Raw genomic sequence first — 23,251 nt, 5'->3', positions numbered from 1 at the left:
CACGCGGGTCGGACCGCCCACGCGGGGTACGGCTCCCACGGAGATCCCCCAAGAGATCCACATAAGGTGTCCACCGGAAGATCCCTGGAGGATCCATCGGAGGGCACTACGCGACGCGCGGCCGCGCCGCCCCACCACGCCGGGCCGAGTCGACCAGCCCCCGCACGGTCGCCAGCCAGCCCGTGCCGACGATCGCCGCCCCCACGGCCAGCCCGGCCGTGCCGTTGAGCGGCATCACGATGCCGACCGCCCCGCCCAGCACCCAGGACATCTGCAGCAGCGTCTCGGAACGGGCGAAGGCCGACGTGCGGACCGGCTCGGGAACGTCCCGCTGGATCAGCGCGTCGAGGGACAGCTTGGCCAGGGCCTGCGCGAACCCGGCCACCGCGGCGAGGCAGGCCACCATGACCGCGCCGAAGAACACCGCCGCCGTGATCGCCGCGCCCAGCACACACGCCACGACCGTCACGATGATGATCTCCGGTGCCCGGGAGCGGAGCCACGCCCCGACCGCCGTGCCGAGCGCGTTGCCGGCGCCCGCCGAGACGCCGACGATCGCCAGGGACACGGCCGCGCTCTGCCCGGAGACCGGGTGCTCGCGGAGCAGGAAGGCGAGGAAGAAGATCAGGAAGCCGGTGAGACAGCGGATGGAGGCGTTGGCGGCCAGCGCGTGGGTGACGGCCGGGCCGACCGTGCGCAGCCCGGGGCGCTTGACGGGCCGGCGGTGCGGCCCGTGCAAGTGCTGTTCGTCCGCGGCCAGCAGGGCGGTGTCCTCGCCCTTGGCGGAGTCGACCTTGGACGGCAGCGTGAACGACAGGACCGTCCCCGCGACGAAGAGGACGAAGGCGCCGTAGAGCGGCCAGCGCGGCCCGATCTGCTGGAGTCCGGCGCCGACCGGCGCGGCGATGCCGGTGGCGAGGAGCCCACCGAGGGTGACCCGCGAGTTGGCCTTCACCAGGGAGAAGCCGGGCGGCAGCAGCCGCGGCACGACGGCGCTTCTGACCACCCCGTACGCCTTCGACGCGACGAGGACGCCGAGGGCCGCCGGGTACAGCTCGATGCCGCCGCTGACGACCGCGCCGGCAAGCACGATCGCGAGCAGCGCCCGGGCGAGCATCGCGCCGGCCATCGCCGCGCGGCGTCCGTGCGGAATGCGGTCGAGGAGGGGGCCGACGACCGGCGCGAGGAGGGTGAAGGGCGCCATCGTGATGGCGAGGTACAGCGCGACGCGCCCGCGGGCCTCGTCGGTGGGCACCGAGAAGAAGACCGTGGAGGCGAGCGCGACGGTGATCATGACATCGCCGGCGCCGTTCACCCCGTGCAGTTCGATCAGCTTGCCGAGGCCGGACTCGCCGGCGCCGTGCGCGTGGGTGGCCTTGCGGATGCCGCGGGCGGTTCCGGTGACCGGGAAGTGCAGGGCGCGCCCGATCGCGCGGAGAGGGCCGCCCACACGGCCCGGTCCGCTCAGCCGGCTGTTTCCCCTGACCCCTTTCGACCCACCGGTCCCGGTGGCGCCCGGGGGTGTCTTCGCCGCTGCCACGTCGTCATAGTGCCCCGAGAACGCCGCGGGTAGTGCCATTACCGCTTGTATAGGGCCTGTGGGGTGACTGTCCGGGTTGTCGGGTCATGGCACCGTCGGTGTACGCGAAGTGGGGCGGAAGGGTAGCGTGCCTATCTCAGCCATCCCGCAGAATGGATGAAGGACGTCGACGCGGTCCCCTGGTCCGCTCCGTCCGCCTTGGCGCTGGGAGTGGCGCACTCGCTAGAGACGGCGTATGGAGAGAAGCGATACCTGTGAGCGCAGCGACAACGCGAAGCCGCACCCCTGACCGTCTGTGCGCCGAGGCCGTGGACCTCGCACGCGGCGCCGCCGAGGAGGCCGCCGCGCCCGGTGTCGTCGGCGAGCACGTGGGGCTGGTCTCCGAGGGGGATCGCGTTGTCACGCACTTCTTCGAGTGCCGTGAGCTCGGATACCGGGGCTGGCGCTGGGCCGTGACGGTGGCCCGCGCCTCCCGCGCGAAGATCGTCACGGTGGACGAGGCGGTGCTGCTGCCCGGCCCGGACGCGGTGCTCGCGCCCGAGTGGGTGCCGTGGAGCGAGCGGCTGCGGCCGGGCGACATGGGCCCCGGCGATCTGCTGCCCACCGACGCGGAGGACCTCCGGCTGGAGCCGGGCTTCTCCGGCGAGGACGAGCCGGCGCCCAACTCGGCCGTGTCGCACGAGATGGCCGACCTGGTGGAGGCGGAGGACGCGGACGTCACCGACGGTCCCCCGGCCCGTCTCCCGGTCGCCCCGTCCCGCGGCTCGATCGCGGCGGTGGCCGAGGAACTCGGCATGCGCCGGGCCCGGGTGCTCTCCCGGTACGGCCTGCACACCGCTGCCGACCGCTGGGAGGAGGCCTTCGGCGCCAAGACGCCCATGGCCCAGTCGGCCCCCGCGGCCTGCGTCTCCTGCGGCTTCCTCGTCCCCGTCGGCGGCTCCCTGGGCCAGGCCTTCGGCGTCTGTGCCAACGAGTTCTCCCCGGCCGACGGCCGCCTCGTCTCCCTGGCCTACGGCTGCGGCGGCCACTCCGAGGCGGCGGTCATGCCCCGTCCCCCGCAGCCGGCCCCGCCGGTCATCGACGAGACACGCGTGGACCCCTTCCCGCTGCGCCCGGCACCGGACGCCGGCTCGGTGCCGACGACGACGGACGAGGACACGGAGGAACTGGGCCACTCGTAGCGGCGCCGCGACTGCCGGGCACGCCCTGCGCGCTGACGCCGGGCGGGCGCACACCCTGCGCCCGCCAAGCGGTACCTTCGTCCTCACGCCGACGAGGAAGAGGACCGGAACGTGAGCAGCAAGTTCGTGCGGCCCGCCGCCGAGGGGGCCGACCCGTTCGGTACGGCCCGCCTGCGGCGCGGTGTCCTCGACGCCTGGGCCACCAGCCCCGCCCGGTTCCGTGAGGACGCCAACGCCGAGGAGGACCTGGTCCTCGGCGGGTACCGGGACCGGCTCGTCGTCGAACTCGCGCAGAACGCCGCCGACGCGGCCGCCCGGGCCGGGGTGCCGGGACGGCTGCGGCTGACCCTGCGGGACGGGGTGCTCGTCGCCGCGAACACCGGCGCCCGCCTGGACGCGGCCGGCGTCGAGTCGCTGTCCACCCTGCGGGCCTCCGCCAAGCGGGAGACCCACGAGCACGCCGTCGGGCGTTTCGGTGTCGGCTTCGCCGCCGTCCTGGCCGTCACCGACGAGCCCGCCGTGGTCGGCCGGCACGGCGGGGTCCGCTGGTCCCTCGCCGAGGCCCGGGAACGGGCCGCCGACACCGCCCGGCACAGCCCCGGCCTCGGAGACGAGATCAGGCGGCGCGACGGACACGTGCCGCTGCTGCGGCTGCCGTTCGCCGCCGAGGGCTCCGCCCCCGACCCGTACGACACCGCCGTCATCCTCCCCCTGCGCGACACCCCCGCCGCCGACCTCGCCGAACGCCTGCTGCGCGCCGTCGACGACTCCCTGCTGCTCACCCTCGCCGGTCTCGAAGAGGTCGTCGTGGAGATCCACGGCGAGAACCCCCGGACGATCTCCCGCCGCACCGACGGCCCCTTCACCGTCGTCGACGACTCCGAGGGCGGCGTCACCCACTGGCGCACCTCCGCCGCGCACGGCCCCCTCACCCCCGACCTGCTCGACGGCCGTCCCGTCGAGGAGCGGCTGCGGCCCCACTGGTCGGTCACCTGGGCCGTGCCCGTCGACGCCGACGGCAGCCCGGTCCGGCCCCGCACCAGCCCGGTCGTGCACGCCCCCACCCCCAGCGACGAGCCGCTCGGCGTCCCCGCCCTGCTCATCGCCTCGTTCCCGCTGGACTCCACCCGCCGGCACGCCGCGCCGGGCCCGCTCACCGACTTCCTCGTCCAGCGCGCGGCCGACGCCTACGCCGGACTCCTCGGCGACTGGCGCCCGGTGACCGCCGGACTCGTCGACCTCGTGCCCGGCCCGCTCGGCAAGGGCGAGCTGGACGGCGCCCTGCGGCAGGCCATCCTGGAGCGGCTGCCGCGCACTGCGTTTCTCCCCCCCGCCCACCCGGCGTTCTTGCCGCCCGCAACAGAGCCCCGCGAGCAGGACGGCGACGACCTCCCCGAGTCGCTGCGGCCCCGCGACGCCGAGATCGTCGAGGGCGCGGGGGCGGACACGGTGCGGGTACTGGCGGAAGTCCTCCCCACCCTGCTGCCCGCCGGGCTGGAACGACGCACCGAGCTGCGCACCCTGGGCGTCGCCCGGGTCCCGCTGACCGACGCGATCGACCGGCTGGCCGGCCTTGAGAAGGAGCCCGGCTGGTGGCGGCGCCTGTACGACAGCCTCGCCGGGGTGGACCCCGACCGGCTGTCGGGCCTGCCGGTGCCGCTGGCCGACGGCCGTACGACGATCGGGCCGCGGCAGGTGCTGCTGCCCAGCCCGGAGGCCGCCCGGATCGACCCGGAGGTCCTCGCCCGGCTCGGCCTGAAGGTCGCCCACCAGGACGCCGCGCACCCGATCCTGGAGAAGCTGGGCGCCCTGCCCGCGACCCCGCGCGCCGTCCTCACCACCCCGCAGGTGCGGGCCGCCGTGGCCGCGTCCCTCGACGACGAGGGCGGCATGAGCTGGGAGGAGGACTCCCTCGACGCCGAGGAGCTCGCCGACACCGTGCTCGCGCTGGTGCGGGACGCCGGACTGGAGCCCGGTGACGAGCCCTGGCTCGGTGCGCTCGCCCTGCCCGACGAGGACGGCGAACCGGCGCCGGCCTGCGAACTCGTCTTCCCCGGCGGGCCCTTCGCCCAGGTCATGCGCGAGGGCGAACTGGCCGCGGTGGACGCCGAGCTGGCCGGCAAGTGGGGTGAGCAGCCCCTGGCCGCCTGCGGAGTGCTGGTGGACTTCGCGCTCGTCCGGGCCACCGACGTCGTGCTCGACCCGGACGAACTGGAGCCCCGCGAGAGCGACTTCGCGGAGCCCGACGACCCCGGCCTGCTGGACGCGGTCGACGTGTGGGCGGAGGACATCCTCGACCGTTTCCCGGACAGCCCGGTGCCACCGGTGGCGACCGAGATCATCGCCGTCCGCGATCTGGACCTGGTCGACGAGGACAAGTGGCCCCAGGCCCTGTCCATGCTGTCGCGGCCGCCGCTCAGGGACGCGATCGTCCAGCCGGTGCGGATCCTGCTGCACGACGGCACACACGAGGCCGTACGCCCGTACACCGCCTGGTGGTTGCGCGGGAACCCCGTCCTCGACGGCCGCCGCCCCGCCGGCCTCCGCTCGGCAGGCGGTGACCCCCTCCTCCGAGGCCTGTACGACGAGGCCGACGCCACCGGCTTCGAGGACGAACAGGTGCTGCGGGCGCTGGGCGTGCGCACCTCGGTCGCCGCGCTGCTGGACGAGCCCGGCGGGGCCGCCGAACTCCTCGACCGGCTCGCCGACCCGGAGCGCCGGGTGACCGACGCGCAACTGCACGCCCTGTACGGCGCCCTGGCCGAACTGGACCCGGAGCAGGTGACCCTGCCGGACGAACTGCGCGCCGTCATCGACGGCCGGGTGGAGGTCGTGGACGCGGCCGAGGCCGTCGTCTGCGACTCCCCGGACCTGCTGCCCTTCACCGCGGGAGTGCCCCTCCTCCCGGTCCGGCCCTCCCGCGCCGCCGAACTGGCCGAACTGTTCCAGGTACGGCGGCTGAGCGAGTCCGTCACGGGGCAGGTCACCTCCGAGGGCACCGAGCACGACGTACCGGAGCCGGTCCGGGTGCTCCTGGGCGGGCTGACCCCGTCCCGCTACATCGAGCACGAGGAACTCGTCGTCGACGGCGTCGAGATCGACTGGCGCCTGACGGACGACGGAGCCCTGCACGCCGCCACCCTGGAGGGCGTGGCAGCGGGACTGGCCTGGGCGGCGGGACAGTGGCCGCGGCGGTTCGAGGTGGCGGCGCTGCTGGAGGACCCGTCACGGACGGAGGAACTGGCACGGGACCGGTGGTTCGACTGAGCGGATGGACGACACGCTTCGCCATGAAGGCGCCAGGCGTTGTCCATCCGTGAGTCAACAGTGGTCGCGTGCGATAAAAACCGGTCACCCGGCTACAACCATTCGCGGCGGTCGTGAATCTGATCATGCGAGTCAGTCAGACTCCTAGATCACTTCTCCCCATAGGGGACGCACATGCGTATTCGCGCCACCGTGGCCGCCGTCGTCGGCGCCCTGGCACTCTCCGCCTCCGTCGTTCCGGCCGCGCACGCCACCGACGCGCCGTCCGGTGCGGAGGCCTTCGGCTCCGCCACGGCCGGTCCCGACTCGGCCCCCACCACCGCGTCGACCCTCGACGTCACCTTCTCCGACGTGAAGGTCAACAGCGGCAAGAACATCGTCGTCGGCACGACCAGCGTGGTCAGCTTCCCGGTCACGTACACGGTGACGCACCCCGCGAGCATGGACACCGGCTCCGACAACTTCGCCACCGGCCCGCTGATCCACCACGGCTCCTCGCTCGACGACTCGGACAACGTGCTGATCAGCGACGACCCGGCCACCTGCACCGCCGCCTCGTCGACCATGCTCAACTGCAAGGGCGTCATCTACGTCCGCCCGGCCGACGGCGACCTGTTCAACTCCGACGCCGGCACCTGGGGCGCCGGCGCCCTGGCCGTCACCAGCGACGGGGACGAGAAGGTGCAGGGCGGCCTGGGCAGCACCAAGGTGCAGCGCTACTCCAAGCTGACCGTCAACGCCGGCCCCGAGCCCGTCTACAAGGGCAGGACGATCACGTCCACCGGCAAGCTGTCCCGCGCCAACTGGGAGGACAACGCCTACCACGGCTACACCAACCAGCCGGTCAAGCTCCAGTTCCGCAAGGCGGGCACCAGCACGTACACCACCGTCAAGACGGTGTACTCCGACCAGTACGGCAACGTGAAGGCCACCGCCACCGCCGCTTACGACGGCTACTGGCGCTTCAGCTTCGCGGGCACGAGCACCACCCCGGCCGTCAACGCCACGGGCGACTACGTCGACGTGCAGTAGTCCGGCCCGAACGCCATGAAGCGGAACGGCTGCCCACGGGATCTCTTCCCCTGGGCAGCCGTTCCTCACAGCCGGGCTACGACGCCATGGCCCGCCCCAGCGCCGACGCGGCCTCCCGCAGGGCGGTCGCGTCCTCGGGCCGCAGGGCGACGGCGCCACCGGCGCGGTCGAGCAGCACGAGCGAGGTGCCGAGCAGCCCCTGCGCCAGTCCCCGAAGGACCTCGTTGGACGTGGACGCGTACAGGTCGTACAGCTGCTGGACGAAAGCCTGGAACGCCTCGCGATCCACCGCGCAGCCGCCCTGCGGAGTCTGCGTCAGCCCGGACGGCACGTCCAGGAAGCCGGCCGCTCCCCGGACGAGGGACGCGTACAGCTGTCCGCTGTGGTACCCCGCGTCCCAGAGCGTCTCGTCGCCGTACTCGAAGGGGTAACTCAATCTGCGATCTCCAGTCTCAGGTCGAGGTCCGGATACGTCTGCCTGAGCTTCTCGAACCGCTCCTCCAGCGCCGCCCGGAAACGCGGGTCCATCCCTGACTTGGTGAACCGGAAGCCGATCGGGGCGTTCTCGTAGCCCGGGAGCAGCGCACGGCACTTCAGGTAGTTGGCCAGCTTCTTGCTGACGTGTTTGTCCAGCCAGGTGCTCTCAGCGTAGATGGCGCTCTTGAGCTCCCACATCACGCCGTTCTCGAAGAGATCGATGTCGGTGATGATCTCGCCCGAGTGGGGGTCGTAGACCTTGTGGTCGGTTGCGCCCTCCAGACACCGGGGGACACCGTCGTTCGCGCCACGCGCCGACACGGTGAACGCGGCGAACGACGCCACCGATGCCTTCTTGACCACCTTGCAGCCGCGCTTGAGCAGCTTCAGCTTGTCGTAGACCCGGTCCAGAGCCCTCAGCTTGCTGCCCAGGAGCACATCCCCCGCCAGGCCCCCGCAATGCTCGAAGTCCTTGCTGTCCAGGCACTGCTCGAGCTGACCGAGACCCAGGAGCTCCTTCTCGGCGTTCCAGATGCCCTCCATGGCCGCGGCGAACTCGTCGCTGTGCGCAAGGATGTCGCAGTAGATTTCGTTGTGCTGGCACCAGCGGGCGAAGCCCTGGGGGTCGCACGGGATGTACCCCTGTCCGCAGCGGTACATCTCACGGGCACGTGCCCCGGCCTCGTTCTCGGCCTTCTCCTTGGCCGTGACCGCGGCCTTGCGCCGGGCCTCTTCCTCCTCCCGGTACTTCTTCACCGTGACCTTGAAGGCGTCGGTCGCCTCCTTGAGCGCCGCGTCGGCGTCCTTGCCGGCCGCGACCGCCGACTTGTACGCCTGGTCCGCGTAGTACGAGGCGTTGGACGCGGCGGCCTGGGCGACCTCCGAGGACAGCGTGGCGTCGGCCGCAGACCTGGCCGCGTCCGCCGCGGAGGCGTCGGCGCGCTTCGCCGCGTCCCTGGCCGTTCTCGCGGAGGCGGCGGCGCTCGCCGCGGACGCCTCGGCGTCCTGGGCGTACTTCTCGGCCTTCTTGGCGTGCTCGCGTGCCTCGGCCGCCGACGCGTCGGCCTTCTTCGCCCACTCGATGGCCTTGTCGGCCGCCTTGCGGGCCGTCGCGGCGACCTTCTGGGCGGTGGCCGCGTTCTGCTGCGCGGTGGCCGCGACCTTCGCCGAGTCCGCGATCAGCTTCTGGACCCGGGCGACGTGCGTGGCGGTCAGGTGATCCTTGCGCAACGCCTTGTACTGACCGGAGACGATGAAGGCGTGCAGTGCCTGCGTCGGCCCCTCGAGCGCGATCCGGGCAGCCGCCTTCACCTCGGGGGTGCCGCTGTCGACCAGTTGCGCGGCCCTGACCCGCTCGTCCTGGGTGCGCGCGGTGTGCTGCGTCCTGATCAGGAACTCGCTGAATTTCTTCGGGTCGCCCGTGGCCAGGGCGTTGCGGCCCGCCTCGGTGAGGACGGGCCCGGCGTCCGAGATCACCTGGGCGATGGCGACCCGCATGCCCTCGGAGCCCGCCTTGTACTGGCCGCTGTCGATGAACTCGGTGATGGCGGCGGCGTCGCCGTCCAGGGCGGCCTCGGCGGCGTCACGCACCGCCTTGTCCTCGCTCTCCTCGGCGAGACGCTCGACGTAGGAACGGTCGTCCTGCTGCTGGGCGGTCCTCCAGCCGTTGCGCAGGTAGTCGATGACGGCCTCGTCGCTGCCGGCCAGGGCGGCCTCGGCCGCGGCGCGTCCCCACGCGGTGCCCGCCTTCATCACCCGCACGGCCAGCTCGCGGCCCTGGTCGGCGACCGAGGCCAGGTCGGCGCCGGGCCTGCCGGCCTCGGCCACGAGCCGGTCCCGCTCGGCCTCCCGGTCCTTCGCGGCCTTCACCTGCTGCGCCTGCGCGGCGGTTCGGGCCTCCTCCTGCTGCTTGTAGTCCCTGGCCAGTTCGATGCCCGCGTTGGTACGGCCGAGAAGTTCGGCGGCCTCGACCTCGCGGGCGAGGGTGAAGACCTCATGGGCCTTGGCCACGGCGGTGGTGGAGGCGTTCGCCGCCTCGGTGGCCGCGTTGGCGTGCTCCGTGGACTTGGCGGCGGCCTGCGCGGCCTGCCCGGCGTTCTTCGCCGCCTCCTCGGCGGCGTCGCCGGCCTTCTTGGCGTGGGTGGCCGCCGACTTCGCGGCGTCCCGGGCCTCACGGGCGGCCCTCGCCGCCTTGCGGGCCAGGGACTCGGCGGCGGCCGCGGCGCGGTTGGCCTCAGCGGCGTGCCGCTTGGTGGCCGCCGCGGCGGCGCGTGCCTCGGCGGCGGCCGCGCTCGACTGGCCGGCGTAGTTGCCGGCCTCGATCGCGGCGTTGGCGGCGATATTGGCGTTGGCACCGGCGCTCGCCGCCGAACTCGCGGCGTCACCCGCCGCGTCGGCCGCCTTGGCCGCCTGGTCGGCCGCGTCGGCGGCCAGGTTGGCGCCCTCGGCCGCCTTGCGGGCGTCCTTGGCCGCCTGACGCGCGGCCTCCGTGTTCTTGGCGTCCACCGCCGCGTCGGCGGCGGCACCCCGGGCACGGGAAGCAGCCTGAGAGGCGCCCGCCGCGGCGGCCGCCGCCTGGGAGGCCGCGTTGGCGGCGACACGGGCCGAGTTGTTGGCGGCGTCGGCCGCGTCGATCGCCCGCTGCGCGGAGGCGGCGGCCTGGGAGGCCGCCTTGGCGGCCCGCTTCGCGGCGCGTGCGGCCCTGTCGGTGTCGTTCTTGGCCGCCTTGGCCTCGGCCTCCGCCTCCAGCGCCGCCTCCTTGGCGAGCTGCGCCGCCTGCACCGCCTTGGCGGACTCGGTCTTGGCGGAGGCGGTCTCCTTGGCGGCTTGTCTGCCCGCTTCCTTCGCCTGCTCGGCGAGCTCGGCGACGGTGGCGTGCTCCTGGTCCTTGGCGCGGGCCACGAACTGGCCGACCTCCAGGAACTCCCGGATGTCCGCCGCGCTGCCGCTCAGCGCGATGCGGCCGGCCGCGCGCACGTTGGTGCCGCCCACACTGACGATCTGGACGAGTTGCACCCGCTCGTCCTGCTCGCGCTGGACGTACTGACCCTCGCTGAGGAACTTCCGGACGTCCTCGGAGGTGCCGGCGAGCGCGGCCCGTCCGGCGTTCTGCACGTTGGGGCCGCCCGTGTCGATGATCTGGGCGACCCGGACCCGGTTGTCCTGGGCCATCGGGTCTTCCCAGCCGTCGTCCAGGAAGTCGTGCAGCTCGGCACGGGTCCCGGCCAGGGCCGCGCGTGCCGCGGCCAGCAGTTCGGGGCCTCCCACCGAGGCGATCTGGGCGGCACTGACCCGCTCGTCCTGGAAGGACAGGTCGTCCACGGCCTTCAGAAACGCCTCGGCCTCGGCGTCCGTACCGGTCAGCGCCACCTCGGCCGCCGCCTTGACGCCGGGTCCCCCCTCCTTCCAGTGGTCGACGATCAGCCCACGGTCGGCCGCGGTGACGGCCGACGCGGTGGCGATGGCGCGAACCCGGTCCGGCGCGGGCGCGGCGACCGCGGCGGGCACCGAACCCAGCAGGCTGCCGGTCAGGGCCAAGGGCAACAAACCCAGTGCCGTTCTACGTAGCAAGCGTGCCACTTTTCCGGCGCTATCGAGCTGGTCAGTTCTTCGATTCACTGAGCACCTGTCTCGGTCATCGGCGACGATCCCCACAATGCGCGTCACCGAATAGTCGACGGGTAAGCATAGCCCTCGTTTTTTCAAGCTGCGGATGTTGTATTCGGCCGCGCACGGAACGGGCGTATCGCCACTTTTTGACCGGGGCGTGAAGTGCTCGGGAAGATGTCGCGGGATTAGTGTTGACGTTCGAACCTCCGCCTGCATACCCTGTGCCCTGACTTTGGCTTTGCGATGCCCGGCTTGACCAGCCGGGGCCGCTCCAGACTCATATCTGCAGGGGGTTGAACGGGGGGACTCGCTTCGCGCGGGTCAAATGAGGCGTATCCGACGACTGCACGGCGGTCGCGTATGCCCGTCTTTCATTTCCAGTTTCTTTTCATTCGCATCCTGGCGGGTTCTCGCAGTGCGAGCTGCCGCGCCTGAAGGGACGCTTCGGTGCCTTTTCGTGCCCGAAAACTTGCCGCTTCCGTAATCGCTGCCGCTTGCGTCACGCTCGCCGGAATTTCTGTTGCGTTCGCCGATGACCCGCCGCAGCCTCCGCCCGCCTCGATTCCACCCGTGGCGGTCGAAAACTACGAATACCCAGGTGCCGACCGCATCCTCGCGGAAAAGGGAATCAAGCTGAAGAGGGGCGACGGGCACATCGTGCTCGCCGAATGCGACCAGGCCGCCCAGCAGATCCGGGTCATGACCGTCGAGGACGCCTCGGCCGGCCGTCGGGGCACCTACTGCTTCAAGGCCGTGGGCAAGACCGGCCGCCTCACGCTGGAACTTCCCCGCGTCTTCGCCGTGGAGGCCCCCGATCACCCGGTGAGCGCGGACCTCACCGCCGACGGCAGGACCACGACGGTCAACGTCCCCAAGGGCGGCTTCGAGTCCGTCGGGGAAGGCACGGTCGGCGGCGCCAGGTCGGTGCTGGTCGAGCTGCGTGTGACCGGTTGATCCGCTGATGTCCCAGCCCGCGCGGCATGCCGCACGGGCCCGCATTGCTCTCTGCACCCGCAGAGCACGTCTTTGATTCGAGGAAACGTGACCTACCCCCGTTCGCGCGCGAAGCGCACGGCATGGACCGCCGGGGTCCTGGCGGCCGGCCTCGCGGCCGGTCTCCTGAGCTCATCTCCGGCACAGTCCATGGGCGGCGACGAGGTGACGGGCGGCGCCGACCCGTTCGCCGTGAAGCTTCACCTCACCATCGGCAAGGACAACGACCGCGCCTGCTCCGGGACCCTGGTCGACGAGCAGTGGGTGCTCACGGCCGCCAGCTGCTTCGCGGCCGACCCCCGGACCGCGACGAAGATCGCGGCTGGGGCGCCGCCGTATCCCACGGTGGTGACCGCCGACGGCAACCGGCCCGCCGCGGCGCCCGAGAAGCAGAAGGTGCTGGAGCTGCTCCCGCACCCCGATCGTGACCTGGTCATGGCGCGCGTCGACGACCCGAGCGTCGAGAACCCGCTGGACGGCCCGTTCCCCGACAGGAACAGGGCCGACGTCGCCACGGTGGCACCGGCTCAGGGCGACCAGCTCCGTGCGGTCGGCTTCGGCCGTACCGGGAGCGACTGGGTCCCGGGGAAGGCGCACACCGGTGACTTCCGTGTCGACACCGTCGACTCCGCGACCCTGGGGATCTCGCCCACCTCCGGTGGCGCCGTGTGCCCGGGCGACGCCGGAGGGCCGGTGCTCAACGCCCGCGGGAAGCTGGTCGGCATCGTCACGGCCTCCTGGGGCGGCGGCTGCTTCAACTCCGACGAGACGCGCACCGGGGCGCTCGCCACCCGGGTGGACGACATCGCCGACTGGGTCCAGCGGGTGCGTATGACACACCGCAGGAAGTTCATCAAGGACGCCATGACGACCGCCGACTTCAACGGTGACGGCCGTACCGACGTCGCCTCCCACATGGCGGACGGCACCATCCAGGTCTTCTACAGCCGGCCCGACGGCACCCTGCAGTTCGGCACCTACCTGCCGGCGCTCGGCAACTCCCGGGTGCAGCAGATCCTCGCGGGCGACTTCGACGACGCGCCGGGCGTCGAGGTGATCACCGTGTGGGACAGCGGTGACGTGTTCATCGGAAGCAAGCGTGAACCGAGCCCCTTCTGGATCGGGAAGAAGCTCTGGACGGACACCACCTGGAAGCAGCTGCTGCCCGCCGCTGTCCTGCACAGCGCCACTCCGGCCCGTGACACACCGCTGTTCCAGTGGCCCGACGGCTCCCTCTACACCTACAAGCGGGACGCGGGCGGCGACCTGGTCAACCAGAAGAAGTCCATGTGGCCGGACAAGACCTGGAAGAAGGAGCGCATCGCCACGGCGGACTTCAACGGAGACGGCCGCGAGGACATCGCCGCCGTGGCCGCCGACGGTGCCCTGCACCTTTATCCGGGCAAGGCCGACGGCACCTTCGACAAGGCCCGCTCGATGTGGTCCGGCAAGGACTGGACGAGCTACCGGCCGCTGCTGAGCGGCGACTTCAACGGTGACGGGAAGGCCGACCTGGCCTCTGTGGAGGTCAACGGCGAGCTGAGGTGGTTCGCGGGCGACGGCAAGGGCGCACTGGCGGCCGGGAAGAGCATGTGGCCCAAGGTCTGATCCGTCACGGCGGACCTCTCACACGCGGAAGCGGCGGTCCACCCACCTCCACAGGAGTTCCAGGGTGGCCGCCGCGATCACGGAGATGCCGACAGCGGCCCACGGCATCGTCATCCCGACCAGCCGCAGCGCGAAGAAGTGCTGGAGCCCCGGCACGGCGAGGACGAGCAGGAACGCCCCGCCCATCGAGGCGACCAGGGCGATCCGCCACCAGGTGTACGGGCGGGCGATGATCGCGAGCACCCACAGCGAGATCAGGAACAGCGTGAGCGTCGCGACACTGGTCTCCGCGTTCAGCTCGCCCGGGCCCGTGTAGTACGTCCGTGCGATCAGATACGTCGCGAAGGTCGCCGCCCCGCCCACCACCCCGCCCGGGATCGCGTACCGCATGACCCGCCGCACGAAGTTCGGCCGAGCGCGCTCCCTGTTGGGCGCGAGAGCCAGGAAGAACGCCGGGACGCCGATCGTCAGCGTCGACAGCAGGGTCAGGTGGCGCGGCAGGAACGGGTACTCCACCTGGGAGCAGACCACCAGGACCGCCAGCAGCACCGAGTAGACCGTCTTCACCAGGAACAGCGTCGCGACGCGCGTGATGTTGCCGATGACCCGGCGGCCCTCCGCCACCACCGACGGCAGCGTCGCGAAGCTGTTGTTCAGCAGCACGATCTGCGCCACCGCCCGGGTCGCCTCCGAACCGGAGCCCATCGCGACACCGATGTCGGCGTCCTTCAGGGCGAGGACGTCGTTCACACCGTCGCCCGTCATCGCGACCGTGTGCCCGCGGGACTGCAACGCGCCCACCATGTGCCGCTTCTGCTGCGGGGTGACCCGCCCGAACACCGTGCCGTCGTCGAGCGCCCCCGCCATCCCGTCCCGCTCGGCGGGCAGCCGGCGCGCGTCCACGGTGGTACCGGACAGCCCCAGCTTGGCGGCGACCGCACCGACCGACACCGCGTTGTCGCCGGAGATGACCTTCGCCCGGACGTTCTGGTCGGCGAAGTAACGCAGTGTTTCGGCCGCGTCCGGGCGCAGCCGCTGCTCCAGTACGACCAGGGCGGTGGGCCGCGCCCCCTTGGCCACCTCGGGGTCGTCGAGGTCCCGCGCGACCCGGGCCAGCAGGAGGACGCGCAGACCCTGCTCGTTCAGCCGCTCGGTCTCGGCGAGGGCCGGGTCGTCGTCGGGAAGCAGGACGTCCGGGGCGCCCAGCAGCCACGTGCTGGACTGCCCGTCGCCCTCGCTGAACGCGGCGCCGCTGTACTTGCGGGCCGAGGAGAACGGCAGGGCCCGGGTGCAGCGCCAGCCGTCCACGGCCGGGTAGGTGTCGATGATCGCCTTGAGGGACGCGTTCGGCCGCGGGTCGGACTCACCGAGCGCGCCGAGCACCTCACGCACGTAGGTCTCGTCGGCACCCCGCAGGGGCCGCAGCCCGGTGACGTCCATGCCGCCCTCGGTGAGGGTGCCGGTCTTGTCGAGGCAGACCGTGTCGACCCGGGCCAGCCCCTCGATCGCGGGCAGTTCCTGGACCAGGCACTGCTTGCGGCCCAGCCGGATGACGCCGATGGCGAAGGCGACCGAGGTCAGCAGGACCAGCCCCTCCGGGACCATCGGCACGATGCCGCCGACCGTGCGGACCACGGAGTCGTCGAAGCCGTTCTCCTTCACGAACAGCTGGCTGACGACCAGGCCGATCGCGGTCGGGATCATCATCCAGGTGACGTACTTCAGGATCGTCGAGATACCCGAGCGCAGCTCGGACTGGACGAGGGTGAACCGTGAGGCCTCCTCGGCGAGCTGTGCGGCGTAGGCCTCACGCCCGACCTTCGTGGCCTGGAACGCCCCGCCGCCCGCGACCACGAAGCTGCCGGACATCACCTGGTCGCCGGGGTGCTTGACGACCGGGTCGGCCTCGCCGGTGAGCAGCGACTCGTCGATCTCCAGCCCGTCGGCCTCGACGCAGAGACCGTCGACGACGACCTTGTCGCCGGGCCCGATCTCGAGCAGGTCGTCGAGGACGATCTCGGAGGTGCTGACCTGCGCGGAGGCGCCGTCCCTGCGGACGGTGGGCCGCACCTCGCCGATCAGGGCGAGCGAGTCCAGCGTCTTCTTCGCCCGCCACTCCTGGACGATGCCGATGCCGGTGTTGGCGAGGATCACGAACCCGAACAGGCTGTCCTGGATCGGCGCGACGACCAGCATGATCAGCCAGAGCACGCCGATGATCGCGTTGAAGCGGGTGAAGACGTTCGCGCGGACGATGTCGACGAGGGACCGGCTGCTGCGCACCGGCACGTTGTTGACCTGGCCGCGCTGTACGCGTTCGGCGACCTGAGCACGGGTCAGGCCGGTCTCGCGTGAGGTGACCGTCGCCGGCCGGGTGGAGTCGAGCCGGGCACCCGCGTCGAGATGCGTCATGCATTCGACGGTACGTGCGGAACTGGCGGATCACCTGCCGAATGCGGGGGAGATCCGACCTGGGAAGGAGGGGCGCCGTGCCGTGGTGGTACGGGAGTTGTACGGGCCCGTCGCATTGTCGGGCCTGACGCCGCTCCCGCGGTGTCAGGCCGCCCGGCGGGCGGTGAGCAGCAGGTACTCCCACTCCAGGACGGTCCTGCCGGCGCCGGTGCCCAGGTCGGCGTCGCGCGCGAGGTCCGCGAGGTCGCGGTCCAGGGCGGCGACGCGCTCGGGGTCGCCGGCGATGTTCCTGTAGACGGTGATCGTGGGGCCGTAGCGCTCCTTGAAGTAGTCGCGGAACGCCTCGGGCGTGCTGAAGAGGTCGACCCTGACGGTCCGGCGCTCGGTGCTCACGTCGGTGACCCGGTCTCCGAGGAGCTCGCGCACATGGCTTTCCTCTCCCCACAGCGGGGGCGGCTGCGCGCCCGGGGGAGGAGGGGGCGCGTACGGCTTCATCACGGCGAACATCCGGCCGATGAAGCCCTGGGGCGTCCAGTTCAGCAGCCCGATGGTGCCGCCAGGGCGGCAGACCCGGACGAGTTCGTCGGCGGCCCGCTGGTGGTGCGGGGCGAACATGACGCCGACGCAGGACAGCACGGTGTCGAACTCCGCGTCGCCGAAGGGGAGGGCCTCGGCGTCGGCCTCCTGCCAGGTGAGACGTGCCCCCTGCCGCTCCGCGAACCGTTGGCCGGCCTCGAACAGCTCCGGGGTGAGGTCGGAGGCGATCACGTCCGCGCCCGCCAGGGCCGCCGGGATGGCGGCGTTGCCGCTGCCGGCGCCCACGTCCAGCACCCGCCGGCCGGGGGTCACTCCGCATGCCTCGACCAGTTCCGCCCCGAGGCCGGGGATGAGCTCGACGGCCAGGGAGGGGTAGTCGCCCTGGGCCCACATCGCCCGGTGCTTGGCCTTCAGCGCCCGGTCGGCCTCGATCGCGCTGTGCTGCGTCGTCATGGCTGCGCTCCTCACCGCTCGCTCCTCTTGAGCGTAGAGAGGGGGCGGGTGGGTGTCTTGTCGGAGACGCGGGTGCGCGGGCGTGCGTGCCGCTGGGTGGGGGGTCGGGGACGTGCCGGGGGGTGTCCGTCCTCGGAACGGCGCGATGGAGTCGGATACCGAGTGACTGTCCGTTGACGCGCCAACCGCTGCGGGCGGACACCCCCCGACACGTCCCCTTCCGTACGTAGGCGGCTGCCGGCCGTCCCAGCTGCCGGCCGTCCCAGCTGCGGGCAGCCGCCCCACCCCCGCTGCGGGCAGTCGTGCCGCCGCTGCGCCCACCCGTGCCGCTTGGGCGGCACGGGTGGGCGCAGCGGCACCCCGCGACGCCGGGTTGCGCAACGCCCCGCCCCTCGCACCAAGGCCGAGTACCTGGAACCGGCCGCCGCCGCCGCTGCGGGCAGTTGTGCCGCCGCTGCGGGCAGTCGTGCCGCTTGGGCGGCACGGGTGGGCGCAGCGGCACCCCGCGACGCCGGGCTGCGCAACGCCCCGACCCCCGCACCAACGCCAGGCACCTGGAACCGGGCGCTGCGGCTGCGGCAGGTCTACTGGGCCGAGGGCGTCGAGCGGGTCGGGGGAGCGTCGGGGGTGTCCGGCTGGGCGGCGGCCCGCTTGAGCGCGGCGTCGCGCTTGCGGACGTACCAGATGCCGATCAGGCCGAGGCCACCGCCGGCCAGGCAGGTCCACAGCCACCAGGTGTGGCCGTGGTCGTCGAACCAGCCGTAGAAGGGGAGCTGGACCAGGAACAGGACGAACCACAGGATCGTGCCGCCGGTGATCGTCGCGACCACGGGGCCCTCCAGGGGCTCCGGCGCCTCGTGTCTGGGGGTCCACTTCGCCATGGGGACAGCTTACGAGGCGATCAGATCTACGCGCGGAGATGTGCGATACGGACTTTATATGTTCATACTGAAACGGTTTGTGTCTGACCACTTCTATTCGTAGGAAACACCAAACCTATGTCGTCCTCGGCTCCCACCAAGGCCCCCGCCCCTGAACAGCCGGGAGCCGGGCCTGCTCACGGCGCGCTCGACCGCTTCTTCCGGATCTCCGAGCGGGGCAGCACCCTGTCCCGCGAGGTCCGAGGCGGCCTCGCCACCTTCTTCGCGATGGCCTACATCATCGTGCTCAACCCGATCATCCTCGGCAGCGCGAAGGACATGTACGGTCACCAGCTCGACAATGGGCAGCTGGTCACCGCGACGGCCCTGACGGCGGCGCTCACCACGCTCCTCATGGGCGTCATCGGCAACGTGCCGATCGCGCTCGCCTCAGGTCTCGGCGTGAACTCCGTCGTCGCCCTCCAGCTGGCCCCGCGCATGTCCTGGCCGGACGCGATGGGCATGGTGGTCCTCGCCGGGTTCGTCGTGATGCTGCTGGTCGCCACCGGTCTGCGTGAGCGTGTCATGAACGCCGTACCCCAGGGGCTGCGCAAGGCCATCTCCATCGGGATCGGCCTGTTCATCATGCTGATCGGGCTGGTCGACGCCGGGTTCGTCTCCCGGATCCCGGACGCCGCCCACACCACCGTCCCGCTCCAGCTCGGCGGCGACGGCCATCTGGACGGCTGGCCGGTTCTGGTCTTCGTCGCGGGTGTGCTGCTGACCTTCGCCCTCATCGTGCGGAAGGTGTCCGGCGCGATCCTGATATCGATCGTCGTGATGACGATCGCCGCGGTGATCATCGAGGCGGTGGCGAAGGTGCCCAGCTGGGGTCTCACCGCCCCGAAGTGGCCCGGCAACCCGGTCGCGAGCCCCGACTTCGGGCTGGTCGGGCAGGTCAGCCTGTTCGGCGGGTTCGGGAAGGTCGGCCTGCTGACCGGTGTGCTCTTCGTCTTCACCGTGCTGCTGTCGTGCTTCTTCGACGCGATGGGCACGATCATGGGCGTCTCCGAGGAGGCGAAGCTGACCGACGGTGAGGGGCAGATGCCCGGCATCAACAAGGTGCTGTTCGTCGACGGCCTCGCGGTCGCCGCGGGTGGTGCCAGTTCCTCTTCGGCGACCACCGCGTTCGTCGAGTCCACGGCGGGCGTCGGCGAGGGGGCGCGTACCGGTCTCGCGAACGTCGTCACGGGCGGCCTGTTCGCCGCCGCCCTGTTCCTGACGCCGGTCGCCACGATGGTGCCGTCCCAGGCGGCCACGCCGGCCCTGGTCGCGGTCGGCTTCCTGATCCTGGCCGGCTCGGTCAAGGAGATCGACTGGGCGGACTACACGATCGCCATTCCGGCCTTCGTGACGATGCTGATGATGCCGTTCACCTATTCGATCACCAACGGCATCGGCATGGGCTTCGTCACCTTCGTGGTGCTGCGCCTGGCGGCCGGGCGTGGCCGGGAGGTGCCGGCGGCGCTGTACGCGGTGGCGGCGGTGTTCGCGTTCTACTACCTGATGCCTGCGCTGGGCCTGACCTGATCCTCGCCGGGGTCGGGTGACCCGTAGAACCGCTCCGTCTCCTCGACGGCGGTCTGGAACCGCTGGTCGAAGTCATCTCGAATGAGCGTCCGGACGACATAGTCCTGGACGCTCATTCCCCTTTTCGCGGCTTGGTTCCGGAGCCGTTCGAGCAGGTCGTGGTCTATGCGCAGGCTGAGCACACTGGTCCCCATGACCATGAGGGTCGCGGCACGCTTCGGCGTGGTGTGTCCCGTTCCACTGTCAGATCACCCATATGAGTGATGTCACGGTTCAGTGGCCAGGGTCACGGGCGTTCCTGCGCGCCCGAGTAGTCCTTAGTCAGGGTAATGAGTTACGCTAAAGAACATGCCGGACCTCAGCCATGGCGACGATGTAGCCGCCGTGAACTCCCTCCGCTCCGCCGTGATGCGGCTGTCCCGTCGGCTCAAGCACCAGCGGGTCGACGAGTCGCTCAGCCCCACCGAGATGTCGGTGCTCGGCACCCTGTCCCTGTGCGGCAGCGCCACACCGGGCGAGCTCGCCCGTAAGGAACACGTCCAGCCGCCGTCGATGACCCGCATCGTGGCGCTGCTGGAGTCCAAGGGGCTGGTCCGGCTGGAGCCGCACCCCGAGGACCGGCGCCAGAAGGTGGTGACGCGCACCGAGCAGGCCGAGGCGATGCTCGAGGAGAGCCGCCGCAAGCGGAACGCCTTCCTCGCCTCGCTGGTGGAGAACCTCGACGACGACGAGTGGGCGAAACTCCGCGCCGCCGCCCCCGTGCTGGAGAAGCTCGCGCACCTGTAATGCCGTATGCCGTAAGGAGGCGAACCCTTTGAGTTCGGGACCCGGAACAGCTTCCGCCCCCGCAACCGAACCCCACGACTCCCCGCCCGCCCCCGACTCACCCGCCTCCGCCGCCCAGCCGGTCCGCAAGGCCTCGATGTTCTCCTCGCTCAGGGTGAGGAACTACCGCCTTTTCTTCCTGGGGCAGGTCGTCTCCAACATCGGCACCTGGATGCAGCGCATCGCCCAGGACTGGCTGGTGCTCAGCCTCACCGGCTCCTCCGCCGCCGTCGGCATCACCACCGCGCTGCAGTTCCTGCCGATGCTGCTCTTCGGCCTCTACGGCGGCGTGCTCGTCGACCGGCTGCGCAAGCGGCCCACCCTGCTCGTGACGCAGTCGTCGATGGCCGTCACCGCGCTCGCCCTCGCCGTCCTGACCCTCACCGGCCAGGTCCAGGTGTGGCACGTGTACGTCGCCGCCTTCGCGGTCGGCCTCGCCACGGTCGTCGACAACCCGGCGCGGCAGTCCTTCGTCTCCGAGCTGGTCGGCCCGCGGCAGCTGCAGAACGCGGTCAGCCTGAACTCGGCGAACTTCCAGTCCGCCCGCCTGGTCGGCCCCGCCGTCGCGGGCCTGCTGATCACCGGCGTCGGCACCGGCTACGCGTTCCTCTTCAACGGCCTGTCGTTCATCGCGCCGCTCGCCGGCCTGCTGCTGATGCGCTCCCGTGAGCTGCACACCGTCGAGCGCGCCCCGCGCGGCAAGGGACAGCTGAGGGAGGGCGTCCGCTACGTCACCGGCCGGCCCGAGCTGATCTGGCCGATCGTCCTGGTCGGCTTCGTCGGCACGTTCGCCTTCAACTTCCCGGTCTACCTGTCGGCCTTCGCGGACGACGTGTTCCACGCGGGCGCGGGCGCGTACAGCATGTTCAACACGCTGATGGCGGTCGGCTCGGTCGTGGGCGCACTGCTCGCCGCGCGGCGCGGCACCGCCCGGATGCGGCTGCTGATCGCGGCGGCCCTGGTCTTCGGCGCCCTGGAGATCGTGGCGGCCACGACACCCACCCTGTGGATGTTCGCCCTGCTCATGGTCCCGCTGGGCCTGTTCGGCATGACGGTCAACGTCACGACCAACAGCAGCATCCAGATGTCCACCGACCCGGCCATGCGCGGCCGTGTCATGGCCCTCTACATGATGGTCTTCCTCGGCGGCTCGCCGGTCGGCGCCCCGATCGTCGGCTGGGTCACCGACACGTACGGCGCGCGGGTCGGCCTCGCGGCCGGCGGCGCGGTGGCGGCCCTCGCCGCGGCGGTCATCGGCCTGATCCTGGCCCGGGCCGGCAACCTCCGCCTGTCGGTCGGCTGGCACCGCGGCCACCCGCGGGTGCGGTTCGTGCCCCGGGAGCAGCGGGAGGAGCTGGCTCCGGCGGCGTAGCGGGAGAGGGATAGGCGGGGTCAGTCGCGGGGAAACTCGCCGGTCTTGAGAACGAGGCCGACCACGGTGCCGGTCAGGTCCACGTCGTCCCCGAAGTCGAGACTCAGCTCGCCCCGGTACTCGCCGTCCTTGGGCTTGGTGTGCAGGTGCCAGCGGCCGGTGTACGGATCGACGATCAGGTATACCGGCACCTCGGCCGCGGCGTAGGCGTCCTTCTTGGGGCCGTAATCGTTCGCCGCGGTCTTCCTGGAGATCACCTCGGCGACGAACTCGACGTCCTGGTAGCGCCACAGCCCCTTGTCGTTCTTCGCCGCGCCCTCCGCCATCACGGTCACGTCGGAGGCGAAGCCGTTGAGGTGGCCCGGGTAGTCGACGCGGACGTCGGACTTCACGCGCTTGCGCGGGTACTTGGCGCGTAGCTGCTCGACGATGTCCAGGATGATGTCCCAGTGGGTGTCCCGCTGAGGCGCCATGAAGATGTTCCCCCCGACGATCTCGACCTTGTAACCCTCGGGGACGGGCATCGTCTCCACCCACTCGAACATCATGTCGAGGGTGAGTTCGCCGCTGCTTTCGGCCATCTCGATCCTGTCGTCAAGGACGGTCATCGTGGCGCTCCTCCCCGGCCGCACCCGTGGATGAATCCGGCCGCGCGGTACAACGATACGCACGGTGGCTGGGACACGCCCGGATCCGAGGGGCGGGGGCGGGCAGACTGGCCGCATGAGACTCTTCGCCGCCGTGCTGCCCCCTGACGAGGTGCGTCGTGAGCTCGGCGACGTGGTCGACGAGCTGCGGCGGCTGCCCGGTGCGGATGGGATGCGCTGGACCGGCCGCCCCGGATGGCACTTCACGCTGGCCTTCTACGGGGAGGTCGACGAGGGGCTCGTGCCGGAGCTGTCGGCCCGGCTGGAGCGGGCCGCGCACCGTACCCCCGCTTTCCCGCTGGCCGTCCGTGGCGGCGGTCAGTTCGGGCGCGGCAAGGCGCTGTGGGCCGGGGCCGAGGGTGACCTGGCGACGCTGCGGCTGCTCGCCGAGCGGGCGGAGGCGGCGGCGCGGAAGGCGGGGGTGCCGATGGGGGAGCACCGGCGGTACAAGGCCCATCTGACCGTGGCCCGGCGGCGGGAGTCAGGGGATGTGCGGGCTTACGTACAGGCTCTCGACGCGTTCGCCGGCCGGACCTGGACCGTGGACGAGCTGGCGCTGGTGCGGAGCAACCTGCCGACGTCGGGGGTTCCCGGGGAGCAGCCCCGGTACGAGGCGGTCGGGCGCTGGCCGCTCGGGGGCGCCGGTTAGGCTCGATGCCGTGGACCCGAAAACCCGCAACCGGATCATGGCCGGTGTGCTTGTGCTGATGTTCCTCGTCGTGGCTCTGGCTTCCGTGCTCGGCAGGTAGGGGGCGGGGACTGCTCGTCGCTTTCCGGCTGCGGGCCGGTGGGGGATGGTCGCGCACACGCGGCGGAGCCGCATATCGGCACAGCCCCGCGCCCCTGAA

Annotated in this window: 17 protein-coding genes; 9 read left to right on the top strand and 8 right to left on the bottom strand. The window is 71.6% G+C overall.

Annotation, left to right across the window (positions count from 1 at the left end; all coding sequences use genetic code 11):
* Window positions 1–106 precede the first annotated feature (106 nt).
* Window positions 107–1,540, bottom strand: a complete 1,434-nt coding sequence (locus IE212_RS18645; protein WP_190199191.1) for an MFS transporter — start codon at window positions 1,538–1,540, stop codon at window positions 107–109.
* Between the two features lie 254 nt (window positions 1,541–1,794).
* Between IE212_RS18645 and IE212_RS18640 the strand changes: the two genes are divergently transcribed.
* The 3 genes from IE212_RS18640 to IE212_RS18630 all read left to right on the top strand — a co-directional run bounded on the left by IE212_RS18640 (window position 1,795) and on the right by IE212_RS18630 (window position 7,020).
* The gene (locus IE212_RS18640) at window positions 1,795–2,721 is read left to right on the top strand and encodes a DUF3027 domain-containing protein (RefSeq protein ID WP_190199009.1); all 927 of its coding nucleotides are present in this window, start codon (window positions 1,795–1,797) and stop codon (window positions 2,719–2,721) included.
* Window positions 2,722–2,832: 111 nt separating this feature from the next.
* Complete coding sequence (locus tag IE212_RS18635; RefSeq protein WP_190199008.1) at window positions 2,833–5,988, top strand: sacsin N-terminal ATP-binding-like domain-containing protein; 3,156 nt, start codon at window positions 2,833–2,835, stop codon at window positions 5,986–5,988.
* Between the two features lie 174 nt (window positions 5,989–6,162).
* Window positions 6,163–7,020 (top strand): hypothetical protein, encoded by an 858-nt coding sequence (locus IE212_RS18630; RefSeq protein WP_190199007.1) that lies wholly within the window; start codon window positions 6,163–6,165, stop codon window positions 7,018–7,020.
* A gap of 76 nt (window positions 7,021–7,096) precedes the next feature.
* On the opposite strand, the gene IE212_RS18625 is transcribed toward IE212_RS18630, so the two are convergent.
* Together IE212_RS18625 and IE212_RS18620 are read right to left on the bottom strand one after the other, a co-directional pair.
* Complete coding sequence (locus tag IE212_RS18625; protein WP_190199006.1) at window positions 7,097–7,456, bottom strand: DUF6086 family protein; 360 nt, start codon at window positions 7,454–7,456, stop codon at window positions 7,097–7,099.
* On the bottom strand, window positions 7,453–11,040 hold the full coding sequence (locus IE212_RS18620; RefSeq protein WP_190199005.1) for an ALF repeat-containing protein: 3,588 nt from the start codon (window positions 11,038–11,040) through the stop codon (window positions 7,453–7,455). The genes IE212_RS18625 and IE212_RS18620 overlap by 4 nt, the downstream gene beginning before the upstream one ends.
* Before the next feature lie 636 nt (window positions 11,041–11,676).
* Between IE212_RS18620 and IE212_RS18615 the strand changes: the two genes are divergently transcribed.
* Window positions 11,677–12,060, top strand: coding sequence for a hypothetical protein (locus IE212_RS18615; RefSeq protein WP_229864429.1), 384 nt, complete (start codon window positions 11,677–11,679; stop codon window positions 12,058–12,060).
* Window positions 12,061–12,147: 87 nt separating this feature from the next.
* Window positions 12,148–13,707: an FG-GAP-like repeat-containing protein gene (locus IE212_RS18610; RefSeq protein ID WP_190199004.1), complete on the top strand. Its 1,560-nt coding sequence runs from the start codon at window positions 12,148–12,150 to the stop codon at window positions 13,705–13,707.
* 18 nt (window positions 13,708–13,725) lie between these two features.
* Here the strand turns inward: IE212_RS18610 and IE212_RS18605 are convergent, their stop codons facing one another.
* The 3 genes from IE212_RS18605 to IE212_RS18595 form a co-directional block, all read right to left on the bottom strand.
* The gene (locus IE212_RS18605) at window positions 13,726–16,119 is read right to left on the bottom strand and encodes a cation-translocating P-type ATPase (protein WP_190199003.1); all 2,394 of its coding nucleotides are present in this window, start codon (window positions 16,117–16,119) and stop codon (window positions 13,726–13,728) included.
* 144 nt (window positions 16,120–16,263) lie between these two features.
* Window positions 16,264–17,109, bottom strand: a complete 846-nt coding sequence (locus IE212_RS18600) for a class I SAM-dependent methyltransferase (RefSeq protein WP_190199002.1) — start codon at window positions 17,107–17,109, stop codon at window positions 16,264–16,266.
* A gap of 584 nt (window positions 17,110–17,693) precedes the next feature.
* Window positions 17,694–17,990, bottom strand: a complete 297-nt coding sequence (locus IE212_RS18595) for a DUF2530 domain-containing protein (protein WP_190199001.1) — start codon at window positions 17,988–17,990, stop codon at window positions 17,694–17,696.
* Between the two features lie 117 nt (window positions 17,991–18,107).
* On the opposite strand from IE212_RS18595, the gene IE212_RS18590 reads away from it, so the two are divergent.
* Complete coding sequence (locus tag IE212_RS18590; RefSeq protein WP_190199000.1) at window positions 18,108–19,559, top strand: NCS2 family permease; 1,452 nt, start codon at window positions 18,108–18,110, stop codon at window positions 19,557–19,559.
* Here the strand turns inward: IE212_RS18590 and IE212_RS18585 are convergent.
* Window positions 19,529–19,759 carry a CopG family antitoxin gene (locus tag IE212_RS18585; RefSeq protein ID WP_190198999.1) on the bottom strand — a complete coding sequence of 77 codons (231 nt, stop codon included), beginning with the start codon at window positions 19,757–19,759 and terminating at the stop codon, window positions 19,529–19,531. The genes IE212_RS18590 and IE212_RS18585 overlap by 31 nt on opposite strands.
* 148 nt (window positions 19,760–19,907) lie before the next feature.
* Between IE212_RS18585 and IE212_RS18580 the strand changes: the two genes are divergently transcribed.
* Both IE212_RS18580 and IE212_RS18575 read left to right on the top strand, forming a co-directional pair.
* Window positions 19,908–20,345 carry a MarR family winged helix-turn-helix transcriptional regulator gene (locus IE212_RS18580; RefSeq protein ID WP_190198998.1) on the top strand — a complete coding sequence of 146 codons (438 nt, stop codon included), beginning with the start codon at window positions 19,908–19,910 and terminating at the stop codon, window positions 20,343–20,345.
* A 28-nt stretch (window positions 20,346–20,373) separates the two neighbouring features.
* Window positions 20,374–21,756: an MFS transporter gene (locus tag IE212_RS18575; RefSeq protein ID WP_190198997.1), complete on the top strand. Its 1,383-nt coding sequence runs from the start codon at window positions 20,374–20,376 to the stop codon at window positions 21,754–21,756.
* Window positions 21,757–21,776: 20 nt separating this feature from the next.
* Here the strand turns inward: IE212_RS18575 and IE212_RS18570 are convergent, their stop codons facing one another.
* Window positions 21,777–22,364, bottom strand: a complete 588-nt coding sequence (locus IE212_RS18570) for a Uma2 family endonuclease (protein WP_190198996.1) — start codon at window positions 22,362–22,364, stop codon at window positions 21,777–21,779.
* A 115-nt stretch (window positions 22,365–22,479) separates the two neighbouring features.
* On the opposite strand from IE212_RS18570, the gene thpR reads away from it, so the two are divergent.
* Window positions 22,480–23,052, top strand: coding sequence for an RNA 2',3'-cyclic phosphodiesterase (gene thpR, locus IE212_RS18565; RefSeq protein ID WP_190198995.1), 573 nt, complete (start codon window positions 22,480–22,482; stop codon window positions 23,050–23,052).
* Window positions 23,053–23,251 lie beyond the last annotated feature (199 nt).

This window comes from Streptomyces djakartensis, assembly GCF_014651075.1.
Lineage (GTDB): Bacteria > Actinomycetota > Actinomycetes > Streptomycetales > Streptomycetaceae > Streptomyces > Streptomyces djakartensis.
This window is presented reverse-complemented; position numbering and strand designations above follow the sequence as displayed.

Coding starts and splice junctions, on each gene's coding strand:
- IE212_RS18630 (WP_190199007.1), top strand. CDS start 6,163: ATGCGTATTCGCGCCACCGTGGCCGCCGTCGTCGGCGCCCTGGCACTC.
- IE212_RS18605 (WP_190199003.1), bottom strand. CDS start 16,119: ATGACGCATCTCGACGCGGGTGCCCGGCTCGACTCCACCCGGCCGGCG.
- IE212_RS18600 (WP_190199002.1), bottom strand. CDS start 17,109: ATGACGACGCAGCACAGCGCGATCGAGGCCGACCGGGCGCTGAAGGCC.
- IE212_RS18595 (WP_190199001.1), bottom strand. CDS start 17,990: ATGGCGAAGTGGACCCCCAGACACGAGGCGCCGGAGCCCCTGGAGGGC.
- IE212_RS18590 (WP_190199000.1), top strand. CDS start 18,108: ATGTCGTCCTCGGCTCCCACCAAGGCCCCCGCCCCTGAACAGCCGGGA.
- IE212_RS18585 (WP_190198999.1), bottom strand. CDS start 19,759: ATGGTCATGGGGACCAGTGTGCTCAGCCTGCGCATAGACCACGACCTG.
- IE212_RS18580 (WP_190198998.1), top strand. CDS start 19,908: ATGCCGGACCTCAGCCATGGCGACGATGTAGCCGCCGTGAACTCCCTC.
- IE212_RS18570 (WP_190198996.1), bottom strand. CDS start 22,364: ATGACCGTCCTTGACGACAGGATCGAGATGGCCGAAAGCAGCGGCGAA.
- thpR (WP_190198995.1), top strand. CDS start 22,480: ATGAGACTCTTCGCCGCCGTGCTGCCCCCTGACGAGGTGCGTCGTGAG.